This window comes from Pseudobacillus wudalianchiensis (genome assembly GCF_001685015.1).
GTDB classification, from domain to species: Bacteria; Bacillota; Bacilli; order Bacillales; family Domibacillaceae; genus Pseudobacillus; species Pseudobacillus wudalianchiensis.
On sequence record NZ_MAYT01000029.1, the window covers coordinates 182,726 to 207,706 of the forward strand.

Sequence of the window (24,981 nt, forward strand, 5' to 3'; positions counted from 1 at the left end):
TCTCTCTTCTTAATAGTGTTCTTTCAACGTTTTCATCCAATCTTCTTCAAACTCAGCTGATTTTCCCCAGTTAGGCACGACGCTCTTTAAGCTCTCCATATTCACTGGATCTTTAGATGAAGACAATTCCTTTTGCGAGATTAAGCTTGCATCTAATGCATATTCTTGCGGTGTGTCTTCTCCCGCCAATTTCTTTGCTAAAATTCTCATATCAATCTTTCCGATTAGTGACGGGTCAACTGCTGCTGTGTACTTCCATGAGCTGCCTTTTTCCTGCATTAATTGTAAATCTGCATTCGATACGTCAATTCCGTAAATTTTCACTTCATCACGGCCTGCTTCTTTAATCGCACGAGCTGCTCCGATAGCAAAGGCATCCCATGTTGCATAAATCGCATCTAGCTTGCCTTTCGGATATTTTTTCAACATCGCCTGAACCGCGTTTTGTGTTTGAACGGACGTATCAGCAGCGGCCACACCAAATCGTTCCACTTCTTTGATGCCCGGATTGTTCTTTAATGTTTCCTCATATACCGCATTACGGCGAACCATTGGCGGGAACCCATCTACCCAAAGGTAAGCAATGTTGGCTTTCCCGTTAAAATCCTTCACTAATTGATCTAAGCTCAAGGTAGCCAATGCTTTATCATCTTGAGATGTTAAGGTTACACCATCCACTTGTTTTAAATCCTCAACCGAGTCAAACGTAACAACACTCTTATCTTTTTCTCTCAATTTTTTTACCGCATCAACAGTTGCAGCATCGTCCCCATGAGAGATAATCACTCCGTCATAATCTTGGTTAGCAGCTTGTTCGATGGCATCGTGAAATTTAGCCGTATCGCCGTTCGCTGTAAAGATATCCACCTTGAACCCAAGATCTTCGCCCTCTTTTTTCGCACCCGCTAAAAATTGAGCTGTATGATCATCACCGCCAATTTTCCGGATGACTTTTACTTTCACTTCTTCTCCGTTTGCGAATCGTTCAGGCACATTTTCAATTTTCCCTGGTTTCTTTTCATCTGAGGAAGCCGTTTTTTCGCCTGTTGAGCACCCCGTCAGCAACAATGTTAAAGCTAAACCTGATACCGCTAACTTTTTAGCTATCTTTATCATCTTAAAAATCCCCCTATTACTTTCTGTAAATTAATTAGTTTCAAACAATTCGAGCCATTCGCCATCCGGTCCTTCAAAGAACATGTAACGAGAGCCGTTTGGCAGCGTTGTAATTTCTTTATCAATGAAACGGACACCAGCCTCTTTCAACCTTGTAATCTCACTTTCAATGCCCTCCACTTTTAAAGCAAGGTGATGAACTTTCCCTTCCACAGGCAGTGAATCATTATAGCCTTCCAACAGTTCGATCTGGGTTCCTTCTTTATCTTCTGTTCCAATAAAAGCTATTTTGATTTGGCCGTTCGGATGATCCAAGCGGCCCAAAAGCTGGAAGCCGATAATGTCTGTGTAAAATGAAATGGACTTTTCTAAGTTCTTCACCATGATTCCGACATGTTCAATTCTTTTAATCAATTTGTCCCCCGCCATTTCTTTATGTCTACTATTATTTCTGCCTAATGACTTGTAAATTTGCCTTTGCCTGCAGAAGCGCCAGCTCGTATTGAAACAAGAACTCACATGCTTCAAGTACTTTTTTAGCCTCAAATGCGTTCTTTCCCCAAGCTGTGATTCCATGATTGCGGATGAGAACGGCTCCCTTATCTTCTTCTACAAACGGAGCTAAAGCGGCTGCTAGTTTTGGAATATCAGCGTGATTAGGAATGATCGGGATTTCCCATTCGGCATCCTCTTCCCAGCGGCCGAATGCTTTAATCAGTTCCTGTCCTTTAAATACCACTTTTCCTTCATCGCCATAAATTTCTGAAATCACGTTGTTCGCTACCGTATGAACGTGAAGGCTGCAGCCCGCATTCGATCTGCCATAAATTTCACAATGGAGAAGAGTCTCAGCAGAAGGCTTAACATTCGTTTCCCCTACAGAATTTCCATCCTGATCAACAAGCAAAAAATCTTCATTTGTCTTTTTTCGTTTATCTTTTCCGCTAGCCGTTACGAGAAACTGGAGCGGCTCACCCTGTACTTTAATGGCCAAGTTCCCGCTCGTTCCCATGAACCAGTCGCGTGCTGCCAGTTCCTCTTTTATATCTGCCAACTCATGAATCCGAGTCACCACTATACTCAACTCTTATCATCCTGCCTTTCTATACAAAAAAACCTCTTCGATAAGAAGAGGTTTTCGAAAAAACAACTTCTTATCTTTCAGCATGACTGCTGTGAGAATTAGCACCGTGCTTAAAAAAGTCGGTTGCCGGGCTTCATAGGGCTCATCCCTCCGCCTGCTCTTGATAAGATCTCGTTATTAAATTTATTATTCTCATGAATTTACTTGGATTATGTCACGTTCATCCAAAACTGTCAATATCTTTTTATTTTAAAAAAAGACTTTGGTAATAATAAATGTTGATTTACACTCTAGTCACTTTGCTTTCTGCTCCAATCAACTATTTAGAAATAATATTCATCTGTAACGGAGCTAAAAATTTAAAAAACGAAACAGCTTATGGCTTGGAGCACTTTATGAAGTCGTGACAATTCCCCATTGGTCAATGGCACGCTTTAAAGGTTCTGACGTTTTGGCTGCTTCGGTTAAGGAAACATTATTCACACTCGCATCAATCGCAGCTCGGAAAGCTTGGGCACCGCTGATTGGTCCATCTGGATGTCCAAAGACTCCTCCTCCTGCGTTGATGACCAAGCTCTCACTGCCAAAATCTTTTAACAATTGCGGCACCATTCCTGGATGAATCCCAGCAGAAGGCACAGAGAAAGTTTGTTCAAAACGATTTTCTTCCGTAAGCGCCTGCCCAATCGCTAATGCATCAGACGATGGGATCGCTACATTCCCGTATGGACTTGGGAATAAGGAGAAATCTCCACCGGTTAGACGCGTTAACTTTCCAACAAGCAAGGAATACGAGTAGCCACCGCCAGGCTGTCCAGCCAGAACGCCTGATAAAGCAGAATGTGCCATAATAGGCAAAGAAATATTGTCATTTTCACGCAACGTTTGCAATGTGTCCAATCCATAAGCATGCACATTAAACAATAAAGCATTTGCTCCTAGTTCTTGCGCCCGCTCTGCCTTCTCCTGCAGTTCATTTGATCTCCCCGACAGATTCACTGCATATAAGGCTCGCTGACCTGTATGTTCATAATGGCGGTTAATGATTTCTCTAGCCGTTGTGATTCTCTTTTCAAAAGGCGTTAACTCATTCTCAAAAAGAATTTCATCGTCTTTAATCAGATCAATGCCTCCTGCCAGCAGGTCTTCTAATTGAGAAGAGAAAAAAGACAAGTCTCTGCCTATCACTCCTTTGAAAATAGCCATCAATAATGGACGATCGTATAGATTTAATTTCTCTCTGACCCCCTTCACCCCAAAGCGCGGTCCAGGGAATTGGCGGAGAAGCTCAGCATCAAAGGTTAGATCGACTAACTCATGGCCTTCAAAAAAAGAAAGCTTTCCATATACGGTTGTCAAAATAGCGGGAAGATCAGCGGAAAAATTAGCGGACGGATAATGGATTTTTACTGTGTCCTTTTCCTCTCCTTTTTCTACTGACACAACTTCCCCTTTATTTTTCTGTAATTGCTGGCGCTCCAGATGTGGAATATCTGTCCAAGAACCGACCGTCAGGCCTAAAGCGTATTGTTCTGCCTTTTTTTCTTGATCGGGATGCGACGGGAACAGATAAGTAGCTGTTACACCCATAAAATATCCTCCTCTGTCATTCTGTAACTTCATTCATTCCAAAACTCTCTTTTAGTAAACTGGCACCCAGCCTTCTTCTGTTACGAAAATACGGACAGCAACTACTTTACGGTCATCAGATAATGTAAAGTAATGGCGGACACTTTCAGGAACCGAAATAAGATCTCCAGGATTTAAATGAACCTCAAAGAACCGGCCGTCCTTTCCTTGGATAACAAAAACGCCGTGTCCGCTTGCAATAAATCGGACTTCATCATCTGTATGATGATGCTCACGCTGGAAGTTTTTCAATAACTCTTCCAAGTTTGGAGTGTGATCTGCTAAGGAAATCACGTCCCAAGCTTTATATCCCCGTCTCTCGGCAATATCTTTAATTTCCGTTTCAAAAGCAGCTAAAATCTCTTGCTTTTCTTCCTCATTCAACACATACTTTTCTTGCAAATGAGCAGGTAATTTAGAAATATCCCAATGCTCGTAAATGACATCTTGCTTGTCCAAAAAGGCAATCACTTCTTCTTGATTGTCGATCACTTCATTTGTTCCTTGAATTTTAATAGTTGTCATCATAATTCCCCCTTCATTATTCCTAACATTCCGAATTTATTCACTGCTATATAGAAAGTATAACTGCTTATTTAAGATTTAAGTTTTCTAAAATGTTGATACAATCATAAAACGTTTCAAAGGGCTGAAAAGGAATAGAAAGCTCTTCGCACTTTTCCGCCAAGTAATCTCTTGCAATCACTGAATCTGCAATCTTCGCTGCTTGAAAATCAGTCACAGAATCACCGATCACAATAGTATAGTGATCAGTATTCGCTGTATTACGAATGATAGCCGGCTTGCAGCAGCCACAATTTTGATTCGGACATTCCTGATCACACTCATACGGCCAGCGGATATGAATATGCTCTCCACTGAAATCTGCTTCATTGCAATATAACCCTGTAATTTCATTAAATGGTTCAAGCATTGGCTTTACAAAAAAATCAATGCCTCCACTGACGATATAAAGAGGAATGCCTTGTTTTTTTGTATACTGTACAAATTCGCCAAACCCTTCTCTGATTTCTGCTGTCTCTAAAACAAAGTCAATAATCTCTTGTCGAAGAGAAGATGGAAGAAGGGCAAACATATTCCCAACGCCTTCCTGAATACTGATAGATTGAGATAGCACACCATCTTTCCACTTCTCCCACTCAGGAGGAGCAAACCGTTTCATAATACTAATGATGTTGTCTTTTTTCGTCACCGTACCATCAAAGTCACAAAATATAACGGGTTTCTTCAAGATGCCCTCACTTCTTTCTTTTTACTCTATAATCCCATTCCGTAAATAAAAACAAAAAACCTCTCCAATAAGAAGAGGTTTTGGTAAACACAACTTCTTATCTTTCAGCATGAATTGCTGTAAGAATTAGCACCGTGCTTAAAAGTAAGCCGGTTGCCGGGCTTCATAGGGCTCATCCCTCCGCCTGCTCTTGATAAGAGTTTATTTATTATTTTTTATATTCATATAACTTCACTAGGATTATGACACGTTCTCGAAGGGGTGTCAATCATTTTTTAATAAGAGAAGGCTTGAATCTTTTGCGGCAAGCAGATTCTTTGCAGTACCACTAGTGCTTGTGAGACTGCTAAACTCAACTATTGAAGACTATAACTGATTTTATACATAACCTCAACCCAAATAGTTTTCTGAACGTTCTAAATGTTCCGTTACTATGATATAATCAGAAAAGCAATCTATATGATCGGAGGATACTAAATATGCAATCCTATATCAAGATAGAAAATGGTGTAGTTCCCTCAGTCTGTTCGCTTGATTGTCCGGACCAATGCGGATTGCTCGTACATAAAAAAGATGGAAAAATCACCAAAATTGAAGGCGATCCCGAACATCCCATAACGAAAGGGGCTATTTGCAACAAAGTAAGAAATATGGGTGAACGCATTTATGACGATAAAAGAATACAAACACCTCTAAAACGAATCGGACAAAAAGGAGAAGGCAAGTTTGTTCCTATTAGCTGGCAGGAGGCGATCGAAACGATTGCCACTCGTTGGAAAAAGCTGATTCATGAGGAAGGAGCCGAGTCCATTCTCCCCTACAGTTTTTATGGAAATATGGGAAAACTCAGTGCGGAAGGAATGGACCGCCGTTTCTTTTATCGGCTCGGTTCTAGCCAGCTTGACCGCACGATCTGTAATATTGCGGGCTCAGTAGGATTTAGTTACACAATGGGCGGAAGCTATGGAACCGATCCGGAAGAAATGAAAGAAACAAAGCTATTCGTCATTTGGGGCATCAATGCTGTTAGCACAAACATGCATCAAATGATGATTGCACAACAAGCGCGTAAAAATGGAGCAAAAATCATTGTCATTGACGTGCATAAAAACCAGACAGGACGGATGGCAGATTGGTTCATCCCTGTTCTTCCTGGAACAGATGGCGCCCTTGCACTAGGCATCATGCACATTCTCTATAAGGAAAACTTAGTTAACCGCTCATTTTTACAAGAATACACAGTTGGATACGAAGAGCTTGAAAAGCATGTAGAAGCCTATGATCCACAGACTGTTTCTGTGATTACCGGTGTTCCAGCAGAAGATATTTATACGTTAGCGCGGATGTACGGAACGGTTTCTCCATCTATGATCCGGATTGGAAATGGCCTCCAGCACCACGATAACGGCGGGATGATTGTGCGGACGATTGCTTGTCTGCCTGCTTTAACAGGACAATGGCTGCTAAGAGGCGGAGGCGCCGTTAAGTCTAGCTCTGGTTATTTAACATATAATCAAAAAGCGCTGCAGCGGCCAGATCTTCTCAAGCAGCCAACACGGGTCATTAATATGAATTTGCTGGGGAAAGCCCTGCTCGAGTTGGAAAAGCCGATTCGTTCACTCTTTATTTACAACACGAATCCGGCAGTGGTGGCGCCAGAGGCCAATAAAGTACGGGATGGATTAGCGCGGGAAGACTTGTTCACGGTCGTTCATGATCTCTTTTTAACAGAAACAGCTATGTTTGCTGACATTGTTTTACCGGCAACCTCTGCTTTTGAAAACACAGACTTTTATACTTCTTCCTGGCACAATTACCTTCATTTGCATGAACCGGTCATCGCGCCTTATGGAGAAAGCAAATCGAATCCCAATGTATTCCGGTTGTTAGCACAAGCATTGGGGTTTGACGAACAAGAGTTTAAAGATACGGATGAACAATTAATCGAACAAGCGTTAAGTCATGTATCTACCCCTTACTTCCCTGTTGTGACGTATGAAGAACTTAAAAATGAGCGATTCGTAAAAGCAAAAGATATAGATCAGCTACTGAAAAACTTACCGACACCGAGCGGTAAAATCGAATTATACTCTAAAAAAATGGAAGCAGACGGCCATCCGGCTCTTCCTACGCATAAGCCGTTAGTGCAGGAATCCGATCTTCCTTTTCTCTTTGTGCCGGCACCAAATCATAACTTCTTGAACTCTACGTTTTCTAATAACGAGAAACATATAAAGCTTGAAAAAACGCCTAAATTGTTTATGAATCAACAGAATGCAGATCGTTTAGGAATCGAAGATGGCACAGTTGTGCGTGTGTGGAATCACCGTGGAGAATGTGAGTTAACCGTTTCTACAGGTGACCAAGTTTTACCTGGCGTTGTCGTAAGCCAAGGTCTCTGGTCAGATGCTCTCGGTAAGAAACATCTCGTCAATGCTTTGACCCCTGATCGGGTAGCTGATATGGGCGGGGGAGCTGTATTTTTCTCAGGTCGGGTAAACGTCGAAGCAGCAAATAAAGAGAAAACTGTTCAATAACAGTTTTCTCTTGCTGTTTATAAAGGCGTATTTTTTAGTCATTTGCGGACTATTTGCCGCATTTGTATCGATTCTATTCCCTCGGCGGCACTGGCCCGCTATATTCTTCGCATTGCTCGTGTCTGTTTCTCATGTATGTGCAGAATGGTGGCAGGAGGGCTCATAGGCAGTCTATGTTTTATCACTCTATACCATTTTATTAAAAAAGCGATTGAAGAAAAATTGATTCTATATTACATAGTCTTTAACACTTAAATCGGGCAGCTTTCTGCTGCCCGCCTGTACTTGCCTTATTTAAACTTTAAACTGACCGACTAACCCATTCATCTCTTCTGCTAACGCTGCTAGCTGTTTCGAGCTGGCTGCGACTTCTTCCATCGTGGCGCTGGACTGTTGGGCAGAAGCCGCTGTTTCTTCTACTCCTGCAGCTGACTCTTCTGCAACCGAAGCGATTTCTTCAACGGAGCCATTCATTTCCTGTGCACTTGCTGCTATATCTGACAAGTTAGCAGAGACCGTTTGAATGTTGCTCACCATCTCTGTTACGGCAGAACTAATTTTATTAAGCATTTCGCCAGTCGTTTTGATTTGGACAGTTCCTTGCTCAACCTCTGTATAGCCCATTTTTAACGATTCCGCTACAATACTGGATTCACTTTGTATATTTGATACGAAACCCGTAATGTCATTGACTGAAACACCGACTTCCTCCGCAAGCTTTCTTACTTCATCTGCTACAACAGCAAATCCTTTACCATGCTCTCCTGCCCTCGCCGCTTCAATCGCTGCATTTAAAGCAAGAAGATTCGTTTGGGCAGCGATATCCTTAATAACAGACACTAATTTTGAAATTTCCTGAGACTGCTGATCGAGACTTTCCATTTTTTCAACGGCATCTCGTACAATCCGATCAATTTTAGCCATTTGAGTCGTAGAGGAATTCATTAATTCAGTGCCCTCATTCGTCATGTTTAACACATCAACAGAGTAAGTTTCGATATGTTCTCCATTTTCATTTGCTTCTTCCACTTTTCCGGAAAAAGTCTCCATAATAGAGGCTAAATTCCCCGCACTGTTCGCTTGGGTCTCTGCTCCGGAAGCGAGCTCTTCCATTGTCGCCGCAACTTGCTCAGCTCCGACCTTCACTTCATTAGAGGCTTGTGTTAACTCCTCACTTTGGCTTGTGACTGTTTCAGAAACAACGTTGATTTTTCTCAGCAAATCTCTCATATTATGAGTCATCTCATTAGTCGCCTGTACAAGCTGGCCTACTTCATCCTTTGTATTAACGGTCAGCGGTTCAAGGCTTAAATCGCCGTCAGCAATAGTCTTCATTCGCTCCATCACCTTCTTCAATGGAGTAGAAATCAGATTGGCAGTAACAAGAGCGATGACTCCACTAAACACAGCAACTAAAAGGGATATAATCGTAATAACCGTCATTGTCTTTTTGCCGCTGGCGATTATTTGCTGACCCATCTTATTAATGGAGTCTTTTTCGTTACTAGCTAGTTTTTGATAGCCGTCCATTAATTCGCGAACTTGATTTTCTGAATTGATAAGATTTTGACGGGCTATGTCTTTATTACCTTTATCATACTCGTCGAATACGTTCGCTGAAACAAATTGCCGCCACTCAACCGTACTCTTAATTAGACGGTCAAACTCTTCCGAAGCGCCAAGCTCTCTAACAATTGCTTCGTTACGTTTCCCTTCTTCCGTGTATTCATTAAAACGATCTATGTACACGTCGTTACCAGTCAGCACATAAGCTCTAGCTGTCGCAATTCTGTTAGCCATTGTAGTGGCCATCTGATCGTTCGCAGTGAGCTGCTGAAGCTCTTGGTTCACCATGGACGTAACATTTTGATTAATGGTTTTTATTACCATATGGTTATAAAGACCCAATAAAACAACAAGAAAAATGACTACTGAAAATCCAGCTATCATTTTGCCTTTTATGCTCTTAAAACGAAATAATCTACTCATTTTTTACCCCTCTATTATTTATATATTGCCTTGCTTGCTGATCAGTGCTTAGATAACCGCCCAAACACTCTATAACGAATGTATTCTCTTTTGTCTTTATTGGACTACCCCATGCCGTTTTAATAGCTTTTCATTTGCTCGCATGAGAGCCAATTCTCTACCCACTTTCTTTTATTTTCTCAGTAATCATGTATTCTTATCCTGATCTCCAAACGTTATATCGGCTTTATTTATAATAATTAATAATTATTTATTGAAGTTTAAATATTCAGTTTTCTATAAATGGAGGTTTTTGCAAATTAAAAACTAGCTGTCTTTCATTAATTCAGGAAGCAATAGTCTATGCACTTTATTTACTTTTCTCTAAAAAAGAGTTATGATATATATTGTTAATCCCAACTATTTAAATAGGATAAGAGGTGGAATGAATGGCACAAACAACTTTGACTACGCCGCCGAATTGGGATCATAAATCAACGACGGTCGTTACCCGGCTGAATCCGATGCAAAAGCCATTAGCGTCAGCTGGGATTGTGATAGCACTTATTCTTTTTGCTGTAATTGTAAACGTGACAACCTGGACACAAGGAGTATTATTTATCATCGGCCTTGCTCTTGGTGTTACGTTATTATACGCACGATTTGGGTTTACTTCTGCTTTCCGCCGGCTCGTGTCGGTAGGGAATGTCCAAGGATTGCAGGCTCATATGATTATGCTTGCCGTGGCTTCTATCTTGTTTGCGATTATACTCGGAACAGGCTTTAGCTTTACAGGAATAACTCCTGCTGGCTATGTATCGCCAGTAGGCACAAGCTTGATTTTCGGTGCCTTTATCTTCGGCATTGGTATGCAGCTTGGAAATGGCTGTGCTTCCGGAACGTTGTATCAAGTAGGCGGCGGGGCTTCATCCATGATTTTAACCCTTCTCGCTTTCATTACGGGATCGGTTCTCGGGGCTTACCATTTTACTTTTTGGATGGAGGATACGCCGTCATTGCCGCCGATTTCCTTAGCGGAATCAACGGGTCTCGGTTATTTTGGAGCGCTAGTTGTGCAATTAATTTTATTTGCGGCGATTTATTGGATTACGATACAAATTGCGAAAAAGAAAAACCCGCCAATGATGAAGCCATTGCCGACTACCACTGGTTGGAAGAAAGTAATTCGCGGCTCTTGGCCGTTAATCACCGCTGCCATCGTTTTAGCTTTATTAAATGCCTTAACGTTAACCGTTAGAGGGAACCCATGGGGCATTACTTCTGCTTTTGCACTTTGGGGTGGAAAAGCATTGATGGCGATGGGAGTAGATGTATCCAGTTGGGGATTCTTCTCAGGTCCTAACGGTGAAGCACTGAAACAAACTGTTCTGGCCGATTCTACAAGCGTCATGAATTTCGGCATTATTTTAGGCGCTTTTATTTCGGCTTCCTTCCAAGGGACGTTTAAACCGAAGAAAATTCAACCGAAAGTGGCCGCTGCCGCTGTTGTCGGCGGATTGTTAATGGGCTACGGCGCACGTCTTGCCTTTGGCTGTAACATTGGTGCCTACTTTGGCGGTATCGCTTCCTTCAGTCTTCATGGCTGGGTTTGGGCAGTTATGGCAATGCTTGGCACATATGTTGCTTTGTTTATTCGTCCGCTTTTCGGATTAAAAAATCCAAAATCGTCTGATACGTTCTGTTAACTATAAAGAGAGGGTGCGCTAAAGAAAAAGACTTTAGCGCACCCTTCTTTTTTATAAGCCCCGCTCGTATTCTCTAAACACTCCACGTATCCCATCAATGATATCAAACGGCATAACCCCGTAATGGGACGCTACTTTTGCCCTTTCCTCGCCAGCTCTCGCATGCAAATAGCTTGCTGAAACGAGAGCGTCTAAAGGAGGCGCTCCCTGGGCAAGGAAAGAAGCAATAAGCCCTGTCAGCACATCACCGCTGCCCCCTTTTCCAAGCGCACTGTTGCCATGTGGATTGACATAAATTTCTCCATTCGGCGTAGCAATAATAGAGCGGTGCCCCTTCAATAACAAATAGAGCTGATGCTCCTGGGCAAACCGATGGGCAATGCCCATACGGTCGGCCTCTACCTCTTTGACGCTCATATTTAATAAACTGGCCATCTCACCAGGATGAGGAGTAAAAATAACATTCCCTTCATATTGCCTTACTAGATCCAATTGATTTCTAATTAAATACAAACCGTCAGCATCTATAACGACCGGCTGCCCGTGCAGCGACGCCATCCATTCTTTCATCCATTTCTCACCGTCGGGAAACCGGCTCATGCCAGGCCCAACCGCTATGCTGTCGAATTCATGAAGACGCGGTACCAGTTCACTAATAGCCTGTTCTGCAAAGTGGCCATCCTTCTCCGGTAATGGTAAAAATAACACTTCCGGATGCTGAGCCGCCATCATGGAATAGATACTCTCCGGGACAGCCAGCGTCACTAATCCCGTCCCGCTATGTAAAGCTGATGCAGCAGAAAAAACAGGGGCACCCACGTATTGGCGAGACCCCCCTACGACTAGAACATGACCGAACGTTCCCTTATGACCATTCGGAGGACGCAATGGTATAGAAGCTTTAACAAAGGCTTCAGTTATCAGCTTTGGCAGTGAAAGCCCTAGAGTCTTCGCCGCTGAAGGCGGAACAGAAATATCAACCGCCTTCCACTCACCAATGTACGTTGGACCATCTTGCAGGAAAAAACCCTTTTTCGGAAAGACAAAGCTGATTGTCTTTGAAGCTTGTACAGCTGCTCCTTCTACTTTTCCAGTGTCGCTATTTAAACCTGACGGAATATCAACAGAAACAACCTCTTTCTTTCCTGCCTGTTCATTAACTAGCGAAATGACTTGACGAAAAGGCTCTCTTAGCGGCCCATTTACTCCTGTTCCTAACAGAGCGTCTACAATGATGTCCGCTTCGTTTAAGTGGCTTTGAAGTTCTGATAATGACTGCTCGTGCAAATAAAAAACAGGCAATTTCCGGTTCGTGTAAACCTGGAAATGAACCTTTGCATCCTCCTTCAACCGCTCAGGATCGACCACTAAACAGAGAAGAGCCGTTATCCCTGCGTCACACAGCCTCCGGGCAATGACAAACCCATCTCCACCGTTATTTCCTCCGCCAGCTAGTACAATGACTTTCGGCTGTTTGCAAGCCGAAACGTTCAAAATTTCTTCGACTACTTTTGCTCCAGCGTTTTCCATTAATACGACACCGGGCAGCCCAATGGTTTCCATCGTATATTGGTCCATTTGCTGCATATCTCTTTGCCCTGCTATCAGCATACACGTCCTCCTCATTCACCCAAAAACTTGGCCCTTTCTCCAGTCGAGCTGTTCACGTTCAGTTGCTTTTCTTCATCGCTCCGAACTAGTTGTTCACGCTCAACAACCCTTTATTCGTTTCAATCCTTACTCATCGAGTTCGTTAAGAGAGTGTTTCCCTAATATTTGCTGCAAGGAGCTAAAAGAGTCGATGCCGGAAAAATCGATTCCCAATTGCACAGCCGTTTGGGCGATTTCTGGACGAATTCCGGTCATAGTTGACTGGATACCTAATAACTTCAACACTTGGATAATTTGGAAGATCTGATGAGCCACCATCGTATCAATGATCGACACACCCGATAAGTCAATAAATAAATGGGCAATGCCAGCATCTACACACTTTTTAGGGATTCGCTCTAATATATTTTTAGCGCGCAATGTATCGATATCACCAACTAAAGGCAATATTCCTGTAGAAGCCGTAATCGGAATAACGGGAGAACCTAGCTCTTCGATCAAACTTTGCTGGGCTGAAAGCCTGCTCATCATGAGATCAAAATACATTTCAGAGAACAGAATGTTCAGCTCATCAAATGCCGAGTGAATAACATTCCCCCATCTTAAAATATCTTCATATGCCACTTCATTCCTATTTTGTTCTACAAACTTCTCCACAAAACCCCAATACGCTCTTCTCCCCGAATTGAGCGCAACCTGCACTTCGTGAATCGGCGTATTGCTGGATACTCTGCTCTCAGCTACTTCCCGAGCCCATTGCTCTTTTTGTCTCGTAAAGTTTTCCTTGTCTTCGAGAAGAATGCTCGCCACCGTGTAATTCGTTAAGCGGTTTTGCTGCCGAAGCAACTGTTCTACAGATGGATCGGCATCCGCGGAGTAAACAGATCCTGCCTTCTCTTCTCTCATTGCCAGCCAGGCATCTGTAATGGCATTTGAACTATCTACTAAATAATGATAAAGCTGATCATCAATCTTGCTCATTCGCCTTCCACCTCTATGACTGCATTTTAGTGTAAATAAATGCGTTCGTTTTTTTCCTTTATAAATCATATCATTTTTTCGAACGATAACTCCAATGATCAAAATACATGTTACTCCAACACAACAAAAAAGCAACCGCCATTTGTCAGCCAGTTGCTTTCAAAACCTTCTTTTCATAGGTCTTTTACCCCTTAAGAGGAGGTAACGATCATTATTTCACTTTGACCGCTTACTACTTCAACGTACTCTTTCCTTTCGATATCTTGCATGTCGTCACTATTGGTAATAATAACAGGAGTAATAGCACTTTTTGCTTTTAACTTCACTAACTCTAGATCAAACGTCACTAATTTGTCTCCAGGCGCTACTTTATCCCCTTCCTCTACATGAAGTGTAAACCCTTCCCCATTCATTATCACCGTGTCGAGCCCAATGTGGACTAATAGCTCCGCGCCATTTTCCGCTTTAAGCCCAATAGCATGCATGGTTGGAAATACTAACACTATCTCTCCCTTTATCGGCGATACAATGGTTCCTTCAGATGGTTCGATCGCTACGCCATCCCCCATCATTTTTTGCGCAAAAACGGGATCAGGCACTTCTGCAAGAGGAACAAACCGACCGCTTACAGGAGCATATATATTGATTGTCTCCGAGGCAGCCTCTTTCTTGCCAAATAACTTTTTAAACATCTCCACCCCTCCATCCTTTCATCATCATTTAGTTTCCCAGCTTCCATTTCTGAATAAAAAGATTGGCTCGTCCATTTGTTTTAAAAACAATAGATCGTTCTTCTGGATCTGCAAAAAATCTAGCTGTAAATACTTCTTGTCCACCGTTTATAAAAACCTCCAGCGAACTTGTATCGAGAAAAATATGCACGTCTTCTAATCGCAGCAATTCACAGGTCCTGCTTTCAACCGCTCCGTCTTTATAGGATTTTCTCCTTAATGTAAACAGCTTTTTGATTGGACAAAAAAGGAGAGTGACATTGCCACGAATCTCGATTTCTATTTTTTCTTCACCCAATTCATCAAACTGCACCTTGATCTCGCTAGCCTCTTCACATATTCCACCCCATGTCTTTCCGTTCATCCCTAAAGAAACATGGCCATGAAATGTCTCTTTTCTCCGCAGCTTCATTAATTCTACAACAGGCTTTTGCAAAAGCTTTGTTCCTTCCAAAACTAACTCACGCGGCAGCGTTAACGCATGGACCCAGCCTTTTTTAATCGTTGGCTGAAAAAGCTCCTGTTCATCCGTTATCCCCATCCAGCCAATCATAATGCGCCTTCCCTGTTCATCCTTAAATGTCTGGGCGGCATAAAAATCGAACCCGCGATCAAGCTCCGAAAACTCTCCATGAGCAAATTCAGTCGTTCCTTCCTTCCATTCTCCAATGAAATAGCCAGATTGAAATAGATTTTCATAACGATAGCCATCCGGCTTTAACCCTTGAGGAGAGACTAGTAAAATATCTTTATCATCCATTTGAAAGAAATCCGGACACTCCCACATATATCCAAAATGACCCAAACCATTCATGCAGCTCCCTGCAATGGGGCCTTTATAGTGCCAATTTCTCAAATCTGATGAAGAAAAAAGCACGACCACTCCTTCTTCTTTAATCGTCTGCGCACCTACGACCATGTACCACCTGTCATTTCTTTTCCATACTTTCGGGTCACGAAAATGAGCTGTAAAACCGGCAGGCAGCAAAATAACTGGCCCTTCTTTCTCAAATTGAACCCCATTATCTGAAACAGCTGCACATTGATATGTTTCCCGCTGTTCTCCCTTTTTCACATTCCCTGTATAAAACAATAGTAACTTTCCCGCCTCTTCAATCGCACTGCCTGAGTAACAGCCGTGTTTATCGTACCATTCAGTTGGCGTAAGAGCTGGAGGCTTTTCCTCCCAATGGACTAGATCATCAGAAATATAATGCCCCCAAAATTTTGGACCGTGCGATGTGGCAAACGGGTTCCATTGGTAGAAAACATGATATCTTCCTCTGTATTGAATCAGCCCGTTCGGATCATTTAGCAACCCTACTGGCGGCATTAAATGAAAGAGAAGACGATACGGGTCTTTTTTTCGATTTTCCTCGTTTTCTTTTACTTTTGCAGCTACTTGTTGAAGCCATTCTTGTTGATTCATTCTACACTCCTGTTCTCTCCTATTATTTTCTGAACATCCCGCAATACAGGCAGCGCCGTCATCGCCCCTTTTTGCGAGGCAGCCAGCCCTCCTGAGACAGAAGCAAAACGAGCTACCTCGGCTGCTTCTTCAAGTGTTAAGCAAGAAATGTTCTCCGTCCGCTCGTTTAAACAATATAACAAGGCTGATACGAAGGCATCTCCAGCACCAGTCGTATCAATTGCTTTTACGCTTAGGGCTTCCACTTCTACAAAACCGCTTTTCGTAAACACGATACTTCCCTGTGCTCCTTTCGTTAAACAGACGAGCGAAAGATTAAATTCTCTTATCCACTGTTCAATGACCTCTACCTTCAGATCCCCACTTAAAAACAATAATTCCTCCTCGGACAGCTTTAACACATCTACTTTCGGCAGCATGGCCAAGATCGTGCGTCTAAGAGCCTCTTCGTCTTTCCAAAGGGTTAGACGCACATTCGGATCGAATGAAATGATCATTCCGTGCTTTTTGGCGTAAAACAGCGCCTTCTCTGTAGCAGTTCTCGCCGGTTCTCTTAAAAGAGAAATCGTTCCAAAGTGAAAAATTTTGTGATCTATAAATAGATCTTCATTGATCTCAGTTTCTTCTAAAAAGAAATCGGCACTATCCTTTATATAAAAGCTGAAGCTGCGCTCTCCGTCTTCCTCCAATGTGACGAACACAAGGCCCGTGCGATAAGATTCTGTCAAAATGAGAGACGAAACATTTACTCCATATTCCTGCAATGTTTCTTTCAAAAAAGTCCCCAGCACATCTTTTCCTAGCTTCCCAATGAAAGTAGAAGTCATCCCTAAACGGGCAGCGCCCACCGCCACATTGGCAGGAGCACCGCCAGGGCTTTTTATATACGTGTTATTCTCAACATCCATTGGAATAAAATCGATCAAAGCCTCACCAAGCGTCATAAGTCCAGTTTTCATACGTACCTTCTCCTTTGCTGATCACAATAGCCGCAATCATTCTTGGTTTTTTAGCATTTTATCATGAAAACCAAACAACCAAGTTAAAATAAACGCAACGGCAATGGCGATGAGGTTAACGAGCAAATAAAGAACGATTTGCCCATTCAAGTATAGGAGCGTTCCTGGAATAACTGTAATAGCCATCCCCGTTCCTTTTAATCCAAAGATCGAGGCAAAAAATCCACCTACACCGCCGCCGATCAATCCCATTACAAATGGTTTGAAATAGCGCAAGTTAACCCCGAAAATGGCCGGTTCTGTAATTCCTAACAAAGCAGATAAAGACGATGGAAGGGCTAATGCCTTTAATTTCTTAGACTTTGTTTTTAATCCAACCGCTAAAGCGGCTCCGCCTTGTGCAGCGACCGAACAGGTGACGATAGCGTTGTACGGATTATTTCCAAACTTTTCGAGCAGTTGAATTTCTAATAAGTTAAAGACGTGATGGACTCCTGTAATAACAATCATTTGATTGAGGAAACCAATAATGAACCCGCTAATTCCAAATGGCCATTCTAAAACAGCTACTGTTGCATGCAGCATCACTTCCTCGACACTATGGAAAATAGGGCCAATGATGAACAAGGCTAAAAAGATCATGACAAGTAACGTTAAAAAGGGGGTAACGATTAAATCAAACGTATCGGGGACACGTTTTCGAATTTGCTGCTCAAGCTTTGCCCCAACAATTCCCGCTATAAAAGCCGGCAGCACAGAGCCTTGATAGCCGACAACAGGAATAAATCCAAAGAACTTAATCACCTCTGCCTGTCCGCCGGCCACTTCCCAAGCATTCGGCAAGGAGGGACTGACGAGCATTAAGCCTAAAACTAACCCAATAATCGGCGAACCGCCAAATACCCTGAATGTAGACCAGGCAACGAGAGCCGGCAGGAAAATAAAAGCTGTATCTGTTAATACTTGTGTAAATAAAATAAAGTTATCTGGAACATGATCGGGAGTGATTCCAAACAGGGAAAGTATTTTTTCCTGCATGACTAACCCACGAACCCCCATAAATAAGCCTGTTGCTACAAGAGCTGGAATAATGGGAACGAATACGTCGCCAAATGAACGAATAGCTCTTTGGAAAACACTGCCGCTCTTAGCCGCTTCTTTTGTCTGCTCTCCCTTTGAAGAGCTCTCAACGCCTAGTTTGATCACCTCTTCATAAATTTTGTTCACTGTTCCCGTTCCGAGGATCACTTGGTATTGGCCAGAATTAAAAAAGGCTCCTTTGACTTTTTCAATATGTTCCACTTTGCTCTGGTCAATTTGCTCTTTGTCTTTTACCATGATTCTTAAGCGCGTGGCACAATGAGCAGCCGACACAATATTTTCCTTTCCACCAACGGCCTCGATAATTTCAGCAGCAATGCGGCGGTCTCCATCCATATTTTTACACCCCTTTTTTAGTCACTCATACCCTAATTAAGTAAAGTTAATCTCTATGTGGAATCGATACCACAAGAGTTAAAAAAATAAAATTGACTTCACCCGATGAAAGCGGTTGCAATGTAAACACCATTAAATACCCCTTTATCAAGGTCATCTAAAACCAAAGAGAGGATCCCTGAAAGAGTGTGAAATCGATTTCACACTCAATTATACACTATCTCCTTCTATGACTCTATAATTTAAAACAACTTTTTTCTGTTGTTCTTTATGGCTTTCGATTTTTTCTAGAAGTATCACCGCTGCTTCTCTTCCTGCCCGTTCATTCTCAAAGTCTATCGTCGTTAATGCAGGATCAATGTACTTAGAAATATCAGCCGCACCGATTCCCGCTACAGCCATTTCTTGAGGAACTGTAAAGCCAGCTTTTTTTAAATATTGCATGGCCCCAACCGCGATCCGATCCGTCACCGCAAAAACCGCATCCGGACGGAGGTTCTCAGGAGAGTTTCGGATAATCCTTTTCATCGCCTCAAAGCCAGATGGAATAGTGAAGTTTGCCTGTCCCATCCATTCCTTGTGAATCGTAAGTTTAGCATCTTGCATCGCCGACATAAATCCCTGCTTACGATGAATCCCCACTGCTGGATCAGATTCGTCTACTCCGATGAAGGCAATATTCTTATATCCTTTACGAATAAGATAATTCGTCATTTCTTTCGCTGCATGATAATCGTCAAATGTGACACTTGACGCTTTCGGAATGTCCTGGCCGATGGCTACAAAAGGCTTGTTAAGCTGATGGATTTCTGCTACCAATTCTGCATTGACCGTAGTAGCTATTAAAATAATTCCATCCACTTGCCTGCTCTTTAATAAACGCAAGTATTCGATCTCTTTTTGATAGTCAAGATTCGTTGCCGTTAATAAAATTTGGTACCCTTGATCTTGAAGTACCTCGTTTATTCCATTTACGACGCGCCCTGATGTTTCCGTGCTGATTTTTGGGAGAATAACGCCAATAACTTTCGTTTTCTTTGTCCGAAGTGCCTTTGCATGCTGACTAGGCATGTAGCCTGTCTCTTCAATAACTGCTAGAACACGGCGCCGCGCTTCTTCACTTACATATCCTGAATCGTTCAATACACGCGAAACCGTTGATCTTGAGACCTTCGCCATTTCAGCAATTTCCTTAATCGTCAACATTCAAAACCCTCCAGTACATATAATAAGCACAGAAATATCATAGCACCATCTTTATTGCCAATCTAGCATTGTCCGTCTGTCTGCTTTCTTCCAGCCATCATCAGAAAGAATTTCTTTGTTATTCCTTTTACTGCCTCTCTTTTAATTCTGTATAATGAATTTGGTTCCGGCCATTTTTCTTCGACTCGTAAAGAGAATGATCTGCTAAGTTGATCGCTTCATGCAGCATAGAAAAGACCGGAAGACTGCATACCCCGATAGAAATAGTTAAGGTAATCTCGTGTTTCTTATTTTGGGTATAGAAAGTCCTTCTCTCTACTTTCTCACGAATCGATTCGACCGTTTTTTCCATCTCTTCCTTCTTATCCACCATCGCAAAAAGAATAAATTCTTCTCCTCCGTACCGGCCGGCAACCATCTTTTGTTCAGGGTAACACGCCGCCTCTTCACTTATGACGGCTGCCACATCTTTTAAAACTTTATCGCCGTTTACATGCCCATGCGTATCATTGATCGCTTTAAAGAAATCAATGTCGACCATGGCGATATACATTTTTTTATCTGATGCTGAATGAGAAGCTATTTTTTCTTCAAAGAACCGGATGTTATATAGCCCTGTCAACGGATCATGGCGGGCGTAATATTGGAGCTTTTCTTTTATATCCAGTTCTTTTTCTGCACTGCTAATAAAGAAATTTAAAGTAAACGCTATTAACATAAAAAAGGAAAAGCGAAAAAACATAATGTCTTTAAATACATTCCATCCATCCGGCACCATCATAATAATAGGCAAATCGGAAATCAGCCATGAGCCGACTACTAAATAAACTAGGGTAATCGAATCCAGCTTAGACTGCTCTCCCTTATTGAATAAGAAAGAATAAAATACCGGAAGCACCATGCCGAACACCACACCAGGAACAGCTCCAGGCCCGCCTATCCCCAGACGCCATGCACTTGTTATGACTAAAGCTGGAAGGGCAAATCTCCAGCCCCATTTAACCGTTAAAAACACAAGCGGAACTAATCGCAAATCAAAATGATACCCACCATACGTAATCGGCAAATAAAACAATAGTATAACAGCAAAAGACACAACACTAATAATCCCGATAGCAAAGTATCGGGAAAGCTTTTCTCTATTATTGAGCAATATGGTGATACATAAATGCATAAAGAAAATAATCGCAATGTTGGAAAGGCTTGATTGAATCACAGCATTCAATGACAACACTCCTACTTGTTCAAAACATACTCTATAAATATGGCTATTCTAGGTATCCGTGCTAAATAAATTGGTTTTTGCCTTTTGAATATACATTCTATTACATTTATCTAGTTCCATAGTAACATATTCATTCAAGATAACTCATAAAAAACACATTTATTTTCAAACTTTTCAATCTTAATAAACAAAAAATTTGTTATAATATCCGAGTCTATTGAAAAAATACCATTCATTTAACCTTCGGAGCTGCGCGATGAATTTAGAAATCTTCCGTTATGTTGTCATTGTTTCTGTGTCAGGGGTTTTATCTATTCTATTAGCCATCTATGCCTACACGAAAAGAGACGTATCCTCTAGCAGTACGATCTTTATTTTCATGTCATGTCTTTCCGCCATTTACATATTCGGCCATGCTTTTGAACTGGCAAGCAGGAATCTCACGGAAATTACACTTTGGCTGAAGGTTCAATACGTGGGATTGCCTTTTATTGCTCCAACCTGTCTCGTTTTAATTTTGAAGTATGCTGGATTAGAAGTGTTTGTAAAAAGAAAAACACTTTTACTTTTATTTCTTATTCCGACTCTCACTTCTCTTGTCTCTTTCACAAATGATTTCCACCATCTGCTGTACCGTTCCATTTATTTGCGCCCAGAGGAAGGTGCAATGCTAGCCGATATTGTCGTTGGTCCTTGGTATATTATCCATGGCAGCTATACGTTTGGCTGTCTTTTGCTTGGCGCTTGTATTTTATTATGGTACTGGAAGCGGACAAAAGACGTGTACTGGAAACAAATTATACCTTTATTATTAGGTTTAATTCTCCCCATGATGGCTTCCTTTTTATATTTAATCGGGCTTTCACCACATGGGATGGACCCTGTACCCGTTGTGATGTGTCTCACTTCCGCCCTGTATCTTTGGGCTATCTTTTCCTCTAAGTTGCTTATTCTAGCCCCAATAGCAAGAGACCGGGTGTTTGAAAGCATGCGAGATGGGGTCGTTGTCATTAACTCAGCTCACCAAATCATCGATTATAACCAAGCCGCTGAAAGCATTCTTTCACAACTGAATTCTTCAAGTATTGGAAAAAACATTGAAGCTATTTTGGGGGAAGAAAATCAGGCGATTCCCTACCAATATGATAATCAAAAAGAAGAGCAAGAGTTTGAGTGGATAAACAAAGAAACTCACAAATGCTATCATGTGCGTGTCACTCCCATGTTCAACGATAAGAAGATAATGATTGGCCATATTATCGTTCTGAGTGATATTACCGCTCAGAAAACACTTGAAGACCAGTTAAAAAAACTCGCTTATACAGATGGACTCACCCAAATTTATAATCGCTCCTATTTTATCGTGAAAAGCCAAGAATGCATGAAGCAAGCTATTGAAAAGGAGAAACCGTTGTCTATTCTTCTTTTTGACATTGATTACTTTAAGAAAATCAACGATCGCTACGGTCACAGTATCGGCGATTCGGCGATTTGTCACGTCGTATCGATCTGTAAAAAGCACCTGCAGCCAACAGATGTTTTCGGCCGTTATGGTGGAGAGGAATTTGTTATTTGCTTACCGTATACAGCTATTCATGAGGCTGGCAGAAGAGCGGAAAAGATTCGTGCCCATCTCACCGCTTCCCCTTTACAGACAGATAAAGGCCCGCTTGCAATCACTGCCAGTTTCGGAGTAACGGAAATGCGGACGGCTGCTGATACAATGGATGAGCTTTTGCAAGAAGCAGATCAAGCCCTTTACTCTTCCAAAGAAAGTGGCCGCAATGCTGTGCATTTAGCTATCGGTAATTCTTTTGTACAGTGGAAAGAAAATGAATGAAAAAATAACAAAACATCCCGCTGTCCATGAACAGCGGGATGTTTTGTTATCTCACCCAAGCAATAATTCCCTCATCTTCATCAAGCACTAACTCAATTCCTGCCGCAAACGGATCGACATTGAGTTCAGTATCAAGCCAAAAACGAATCGCCTCAATCATATTAACCGTCGTTAAGATTTGCTTTCGGCCTAACACATGAGATTCAGCAGAGAAGCCATAGTCATCATCGAATAACAATTCAACTTCTACTTCATAAGGAGAGACGTCCTTTTTATCGGAAATATAGAGACAAAGAGCATTGATGATATCCTGCTCAGTTATTTTTATCTGTTCCATGAATCATAGTCCCTCCGTTTATTTCTGAACAAGGAAACAACAATTTTTTTAATTAAGACTACGATCGCTACTAAGACCAGCATATTGATGAGAAATCCAAGCATGGAGCCAAAGATGCCTAAATGTCCAAGCATACTGCCGAACAATAAACCAGCGACTCCACCAAGAAATAACCCTTTTAGAAAACCACCTTTATTCGATTTCGTCACGGCTGATTTCTTTGAATAATTCGTTGTTGATTTTTGTTTATTAACTTGCTGATCTTTGTTTTTCTTAAAAAACGACGAATTGTTGCTGGCAGGGGGACTGTAAGATCTTTTTCCTGATTTATAAGACTTCGCACTCGCTACTTGCGTGTTTTGATCTACAATATGCCCAACAGGTGCTAAACACAAACTAAAAACCATTAACGATGCCATTATTTTTTTCAACATGTAAAACCCTCCAATATTTTTTGTAAATAAGTTATACTGCTTTTGATTTATCTGCATGTTTTTCTTCTAGCTTCTTCTCAATTTCTTCAATAATAGTCTTATCTTTCATCAGTTCCTCCTTATTCTTTTTCACTAGCTGATGAAAAGGTAAACGCTTTTTCTTCATGTTCTCCCTCCTCACTTTATAGATTAGTTTGTTAATAGAACTCATAAGCAGCTACACAAAAAGGGCCTGTACCACACTCGGTACAGGCCCTAACAACAAAAAAGACCTCTACCGTTTGGTAAGGTCTTGCTAACAACGTCCATCGCTGCCAACAAAGCCGAGAGCGGATTGCTCTGTAATGACGACTTTGCTGTAAAAGCTACTCCCCTTAAAAAGGAATATTGAGTTTATATTAATATAATAATTCATTAGACGCTTGGTGTCAAGTGGTCAGCCTAACTTTCATAAGCTTCTGCAAACGACTAAAACTCCTCTTATTCTACTGGACCAGCCCATGTTGGGATACGGTCATCTTCATCAAACTCAATAATCACGTCTGTTACATTCGCTATACTTTTCTTAATGTTTGCTTCAATATGATCTCTAATATCATCTGCCACTTTAATTTTCATTTCTGGATCTACTTCTAGCCGAAGCTCAACATGAAGATCCTCTCCTTCTTTAATCACATCCAAATCCTGAATATCTTTTACTTGAGGATGCTGAAGAACATGGGCACCAATTTTCGCCTGCAGCTTAACATCTGCCACGCCAAGCGCTCCTGCTGCATTATCTAAAAATACTCGGCCGACAACTAAAATGAGTAAACAGCCAATAATAATAGAAGCATATCCCGTAGCACTGTGGAAAGAGGTGTATCTAGCAACCAAAATAGCGATTAAAGCAAGAAGCGCCCCACCTACAGCTACATTATCTTCTAAAAAGACGAGCTTTGTAGCCGGCTTCGCGTTTCTTACATTCTTATAGCTTTCAGGAACAATCTTCCATCCTTTCACTTTTTCTGCTGGTAAATGCTCGGTAATTTCCTTCATCGCCTTAACGAGAACGCTTGCTTCTAATACAGCAGCGGCTCCAAGTACCCCGATATTAAGCCAAAACCAATTTTCTGAGTGAGTTGGAGCAGAAATATGATGAAAACCTTCTATAATTGTTTCATACGCTAATACCCCCACAACTAACACGGCGCCTAATAAAACGAGATTGACTAACCGGCCAAATCCGCCTGGAAACCTCTCTGTTGGCGCTTTCTTGCTTAACGCTGAACCGATATAGACAAACAGCTGATTCGCTGCATCTCCAAAACTATGCATCATTTCAGCAAACATAGCTACATTTCCTGTAATAAGGTAAGCAGCTGTTTTAATAAGAGCGACAATCGTGTTTACGACGGTTGCCCATAAAGCCGACTTGCTCCCAGACTTTAATAAATGATAAAATTCTGTCACACTGTCCGCTCCTTTCTCCTCCTTAAAGACTTTCGCTCCTTTATCAT

At 41.8% G+C, this 24,981-nt stretch carries 22 protein-coding genes and 2 riboswitches; of the genes, 3 read left to right on the plus strand and 19 right to left on the minus strand.

The features are described 5' to 3' along the window. Positions 1-9: 9 nt before the first annotated feature. The 6 genes from A8F95_RS17740 to A8F95_RS17765 form a co-directional block, all read right to left on the minus strand. Positions 10-1,107 (minus strand): sugar ABC transporter substrate-binding protein, encoded by a 1,098-nt coding sequence (locus tag A8F95_RS17740; RefSeq protein WP_425415021.1) that lies wholly within the window; start codon positions 1,105-1,107, stop codon positions 10-12. Between the two features lie 39 nt (positions 1,108-1,146). Next, positions 1,147-1,545 carry a VOC family protein gene (locus A8F95_RS17745; RefSeq protein WP_065411740.1) on the minus strand — a complete coding sequence of 133 codons (399 nt, stop codon included), beginning with the start codon at positions 1,543-1,545 and terminating at the stop codon, positions 1,147-1,149. Between the two features lie 16 nt (positions 1,546-1,561). After that, positions 1,562-2,200 carry a methylthioribulose 1-phosphate dehydratase gene (locus A8F95_RS17750; protein ID WP_065411741.1) on the minus strand — a complete coding sequence of 213 codons (639 nt, stop codon included), beginning with the start codon at positions 2,198-2,200 and terminating at the stop codon, positions 1,562-1,564. A gap of 67 nt (positions 2,201-2,267) precedes the next feature. Further along, a riboswitch (SAM riboswitch) is annotated at positions 2,268-2,370 on the minus strand. A 223-nt stretch (positions 2,371-2,593) separates the two neighbouring features. Beyond that, positions 2,594-3,790, minus strand: coding sequence for a 2,3-diketo-5-methylthiopentyl-1-phosphate enolase (locus tag A8F95_RS17755; protein ID WP_065411742.1), 1,197 nt, complete (start codon positions 3,788-3,790; stop codon positions 2,594-2,596). 51 nt (positions 3,791-3,841) lie between these two features. Next, positions 3,842-4,354 (minus strand): 1,2-dihydroxy-3-keto-5-methylthiopentene dioxygenase, encoded by a 513-nt coding sequence (locus tag A8F95_RS17760; RefSeq protein ID WP_065411743.1) that lies wholly within the window; start codon positions 4,352-4,354, stop codon positions 3,842-3,844. A 67-nt stretch (positions 4,355-4,421) separates the two neighbouring features. Continuing rightward, positions 4,422-5,081 (minus strand): 2-hydroxy-3-keto-5-methylthiopentenyl-1-phosphate phosphatase, encoded by a 660-nt coding sequence (locus A8F95_RS17765; RefSeq protein ID WP_176713742.1) that lies wholly within the window; start codon positions 5,079-5,081, stop codon positions 4,422-4,424. Positions 5,082-5,175: 94 nt separating this feature from the next. Beyond that, positions 5,176-5,281, minus strand: a riboswitch (SAM riboswitch). A gap of 279 nt (positions 5,282-5,560) precedes the next feature. Between A8F95_RS17765 and A8F95_RS17770 the strand changes: the two genes are divergently transcribed. After that, positions 5,561-7,618 carry a molybdopterin-containing oxidoreductase family protein gene (locus A8F95_RS17770; RefSeq protein WP_065411745.1) on the plus strand — a complete coding sequence of 686 codons (2,058 nt, stop codon included), beginning with the start codon at positions 5,561-5,563 and terminating at the stop codon, positions 7,616-7,618. A gap of 294 nt (positions 7,619-7,912) precedes the next feature. Here A8F95_RS17770 and A8F95_RS17775 read toward each other — a convergent pair whose 3' ends face one another. Next, positions 7,913-9,607 carry a methyl-accepting chemotaxis protein gene (locus tag A8F95_RS17775; RefSeq protein WP_065411746.1) on the minus strand — a complete coding sequence of 565 codons (1,695 nt, stop codon included), beginning with the start codon at positions 9,605-9,607 and terminating at the stop codon, positions 7,913-7,915. Positions 9,608-10,035: 428 nt separating this feature from the next. Between A8F95_RS17775 and A8F95_RS17780 the strand changes: the two genes are divergently transcribed. After that, positions 10,036-11,292 carry a YeeE/YedE family protein gene (locus tag A8F95_RS17780; protein ID WP_065411747.1) on the plus strand — a complete coding sequence of 419 codons (1,257 nt, stop codon included), beginning with the start codon at positions 10,036-10,038 and terminating at the stop codon, positions 11,290-11,292. A 51-nt stretch (positions 11,293-11,343) separates the two neighbouring features. Here A8F95_RS17780 and A8F95_RS17785 read toward each other — a convergent pair whose 3' ends face one another. From A8F95_RS17785 to A8F95_RS17820, 8 genes are all read right to left on the minus strand, one after another. Beyond that, on the minus strand, positions 11,344-12,903 hold the full coding sequence (locus tag A8F95_RS17785; RefSeq protein ID WP_065411748.1) for a bifunctional ADP-dependent NAD(P)H-hydrate dehydratase/NAD(P)H-hydrate epimerase: 1,560 nt from the start codon (positions 12,901-12,903) through the stop codon (positions 11,344-11,346). Positions 12,904-13,029: 126 nt separating this feature from the next. Continuing rightward, positions 13,030-13,884: an STAS domain-containing protein gene (locus A8F95_RS17790; protein ID WP_065411749.1), complete on the minus strand. Its 855-nt coding sequence runs from the start codon at positions 13,882-13,884 to the stop codon at positions 13,030-13,032. A 191-nt stretch (positions 13,885-14,075) separates the two neighbouring features. Continuing rightward, positions 14,076-14,576: a PTS sugar transporter subunit IIA gene (locus tag A8F95_RS17795; protein ID WP_065411750.1), complete on the minus strand. Its 501-nt coding sequence runs from the start codon at positions 14,574-14,576 to the stop codon at positions 14,076-14,078. 28 nt (positions 14,577-14,604) lie between these two features. Beyond that, on the minus strand, positions 14,605-16,044 hold the full coding sequence (locus A8F95_RS17800) for a glycoside hydrolase family 32 protein (protein WP_065411751.1): 1,440 nt from the start codon (positions 16,042-16,044) through the stop codon (positions 14,605-14,607). Next, the gene (locus A8F95_RS17805; protein ID WP_065411752.1) at positions 16,041-17,003 is read right to left on the minus strand and encodes a carbohydrate kinase family protein; all 963 of its coding nucleotides are present in this window, start codon (positions 17,001-17,003) and stop codon (positions 16,041-16,043) included. Before A8F95_RS17805 ends, A8F95_RS17800 begins: the two co-directional genes overlap by 4 nt. Positions 17,004-17,039: 36 nt before the next feature. Continuing rightward, on the minus strand, positions 17,040-18,440 hold the full coding sequence (locus A8F95_RS17810) for a sucrose-specific PTS transporter subunit IIBC (RefSeq protein ID WP_065411753.1): 1,401 nt from the start codon (positions 18,438-18,440) through the stop codon (positions 17,040-17,042). A 210-nt stretch (positions 18,441-18,650) separates the two neighbouring features. Beyond that, entirely contained in the window at positions 18,651-19,646 is a 996-nt protein-coding gene (locus A8F95_RS17815) for a LacI family DNA-binding transcriptional regulator (RefSeq protein ID WP_065411754.1), read from the minus strand. A 127-nt stretch (positions 19,647-19,773) separates the two neighbouring features. Next, on the minus strand, positions 19,774-20,862 hold the full coding sequence (locus A8F95_RS17820) for a GGDEF domain-containing protein (RefSeq protein ID WP_245671432.1): 1,089 nt from the start codon (positions 20,860-20,862) through the stop codon (positions 19,774-19,776). 265 nt (positions 20,863-21,127) lie between these two features. Here A8F95_RS17820 and A8F95_RS17825 point away from each other — a divergent pair, with 265 nt between their 5' ends. Beyond that, positions 21,128-22,711, plus strand: a complete 1,584-nt coding sequence (locus A8F95_RS17825) for a histidine kinase N-terminal 7TM domain-containing diguanylate cyclase (RefSeq protein ID WP_065411756.1) — start codon at positions 21,128-21,130, stop codon at positions 22,709-22,711. A 46-nt stretch (positions 22,712-22,757) separates the two neighbouring features. On the opposite strand, the gene A8F95_RS17830 is transcribed toward A8F95_RS17825, so the two are convergent. The 4 genes from A8F95_RS17830 to A8F95_RS17840 all read right to left on the minus strand — a co-directional run bounded on the left by A8F95_RS17830 (position 22,758) and on the right by A8F95_RS17840 (position 24,934). After that, entirely contained in the window at positions 22,758-23,048 is a 291-nt protein-coding gene (locus tag A8F95_RS17830; protein ID WP_049660115.1) for a YxcD family protein, read from the minus strand. After that, a complete protein-coding gene (locus tag A8F95_RS17835; RefSeq protein ID WP_065411757.1) occupies positions 23,036-23,482 on the minus strand; it encodes a hypothetical protein in 447 nt (148 codons plus the stop codon). The genes A8F95_RS17830 and A8F95_RS17835 overlap by 13 nt, the downstream gene beginning before the upstream one ends. A gap of 31 nt (positions 23,483-23,513) precedes the next feature. Further along, positions 23,514-23,648, minus strand: a complete 135-nt coding sequence (locus A8F95_RS21785; RefSeq protein ID WP_077247425.1) for an FbpB family small basic protein — start codon at positions 23,646-23,648, stop codon at positions 23,514-23,516. A 314-nt stretch (positions 23,649-23,962) separates the two neighbouring features. Further along, positions 23,963-24,934, minus strand: coding sequence for a cation diffusion facilitator family transporter (locus tag A8F95_RS17840; RefSeq protein ID WP_065411758.1), 972 nt, complete (start codon positions 24,932-24,934; stop codon positions 23,963-23,965). Positions 24,935-24,981 lie beyond the last annotated feature (47 nt).

What these genes read in the sequence shown, in the direction of transcription:
- A8F95_RS17745 (WP_065411740.1), bottom strand. Translation starts at nt 1,545, where the DNA reads ATGGCGGGGGACAAATTGATTAAAAGAATTGAACATGTCGGAATCATG.
- A8F95_RS17755 (WP_065411742.1), bottom strand. Translation starts at nt 3,790, where the DNA reads ATGGGTGTAACAGCTACTTATCTGTTCCCGTCGCATCCCGATCAAGAA.
- A8F95_RS17760 (WP_065411743.1), bottom strand. Translation starts at nt 4,354, where the DNA reads ATGACAACTATTAAAATTCAAGGAACAAATGAAGTGATCGACAATCAA.
- A8F95_RS17770 (WP_065411745.1), top strand. Translation starts at nt 5,561, where the DNA reads ATGCAATCCTATATCAAGATAGAAAATGGTGTAGTTCCCTCAGTCTGT.
- A8F95_RS17775 (WP_065411746.1), bottom strand. Translation starts at nt 9,607, where the DNA reads ATGAGTAGATTATTTCGTTTTAAGAGCATAAAAGGCAAAATGATAGCT.
- A8F95_RS17780 (WP_065411747.1), top strand. Translation starts at nt 10,036, where the DNA reads ATGGCACAAACAACTTTGACTACGCCGCCGAATTGGGATCATAAATCA.
- A8F95_RS17785 (WP_065411748.1), bottom strand. Translation starts at nt 12,903, where the DNA reads ATGCTGATAGCAGGGCAAAGAGATATGCAGCAAATGGACCAATATACG.
- A8F95_RS17790 (WP_065411749.1), bottom strand. Translation starts at nt 13,884, where the DNA reads ATGAGCAAGATTGATGATCAGCTTTATCATTATTTAGTAGATAGTTCA.
- A8F95_RS17795 (WP_065411750.1), bottom strand. Translation starts at nt 14,576, where the DNA reads ATGTTTAAAAAGTTATTTGGCAAGAAAGAGGCTGCCTCGGAGACAATC.
- A8F95_RS17800 (WP_065411751.1), bottom strand. Translation starts at nt 16,044, where the DNA reads ATGAATCAACAAGAATGGCTTCAACAAGTAGCTGCAAAAGTAAAAGAA.
- A8F95_RS17805 (WP_065411752.1), bottom strand. Translation starts at nt 17,003, where the DNA reads ATGAAAACTGGACTTATGACGCTTGGTGAGGCTTTGATCGATTTTATT.
- A8F95_RS17810 (WP_065411753.1), bottom strand. Translation starts at nt 18,440, where the DNA reads ATGGATGGAGACCGCCGCATTGCTGCTGAAATTATCGAGGCCGTTGGT.
- A8F95_RS17815 (WP_065411754.1), bottom strand. Translation starts at nt 19,646, where the DNA reads ATGTTGACGATTAAGGAAATTGCTGAAATGGCGAAGGTCTCAAGATCA.
- A8F95_RS17825 (WP_065411756.1), top strand. Translation starts at nt 21,128, where the DNA reads ATGAATTTAGAAATCTTCCGTTATGTTGTCATTGTTTCTGTGTCAGGG.
- A8F95_RS17830 (WP_049660115.1), bottom strand. Translation starts at nt 23,048, where the DNA reads ATGGAACAGATAAAAATAACTGAGCAGGATATCATCAATGCTCTTTGT.
- A8F95_RS17835 (WP_065411757.1), bottom strand. Translation starts at nt 23,482, where the DNA reads ATGTTGAAAAAAATAATGGCATCGTTAATGGTTTTTAGTTTGTGTTTA.
- A8F95_RS21785 (WP_077247425.1), bottom strand. Translation starts at nt 23,648, where the DNA reads ATGAAGAAAAAGCGTTTACCTTTTCATCAGCTAGTGAAAAAGAATAAG.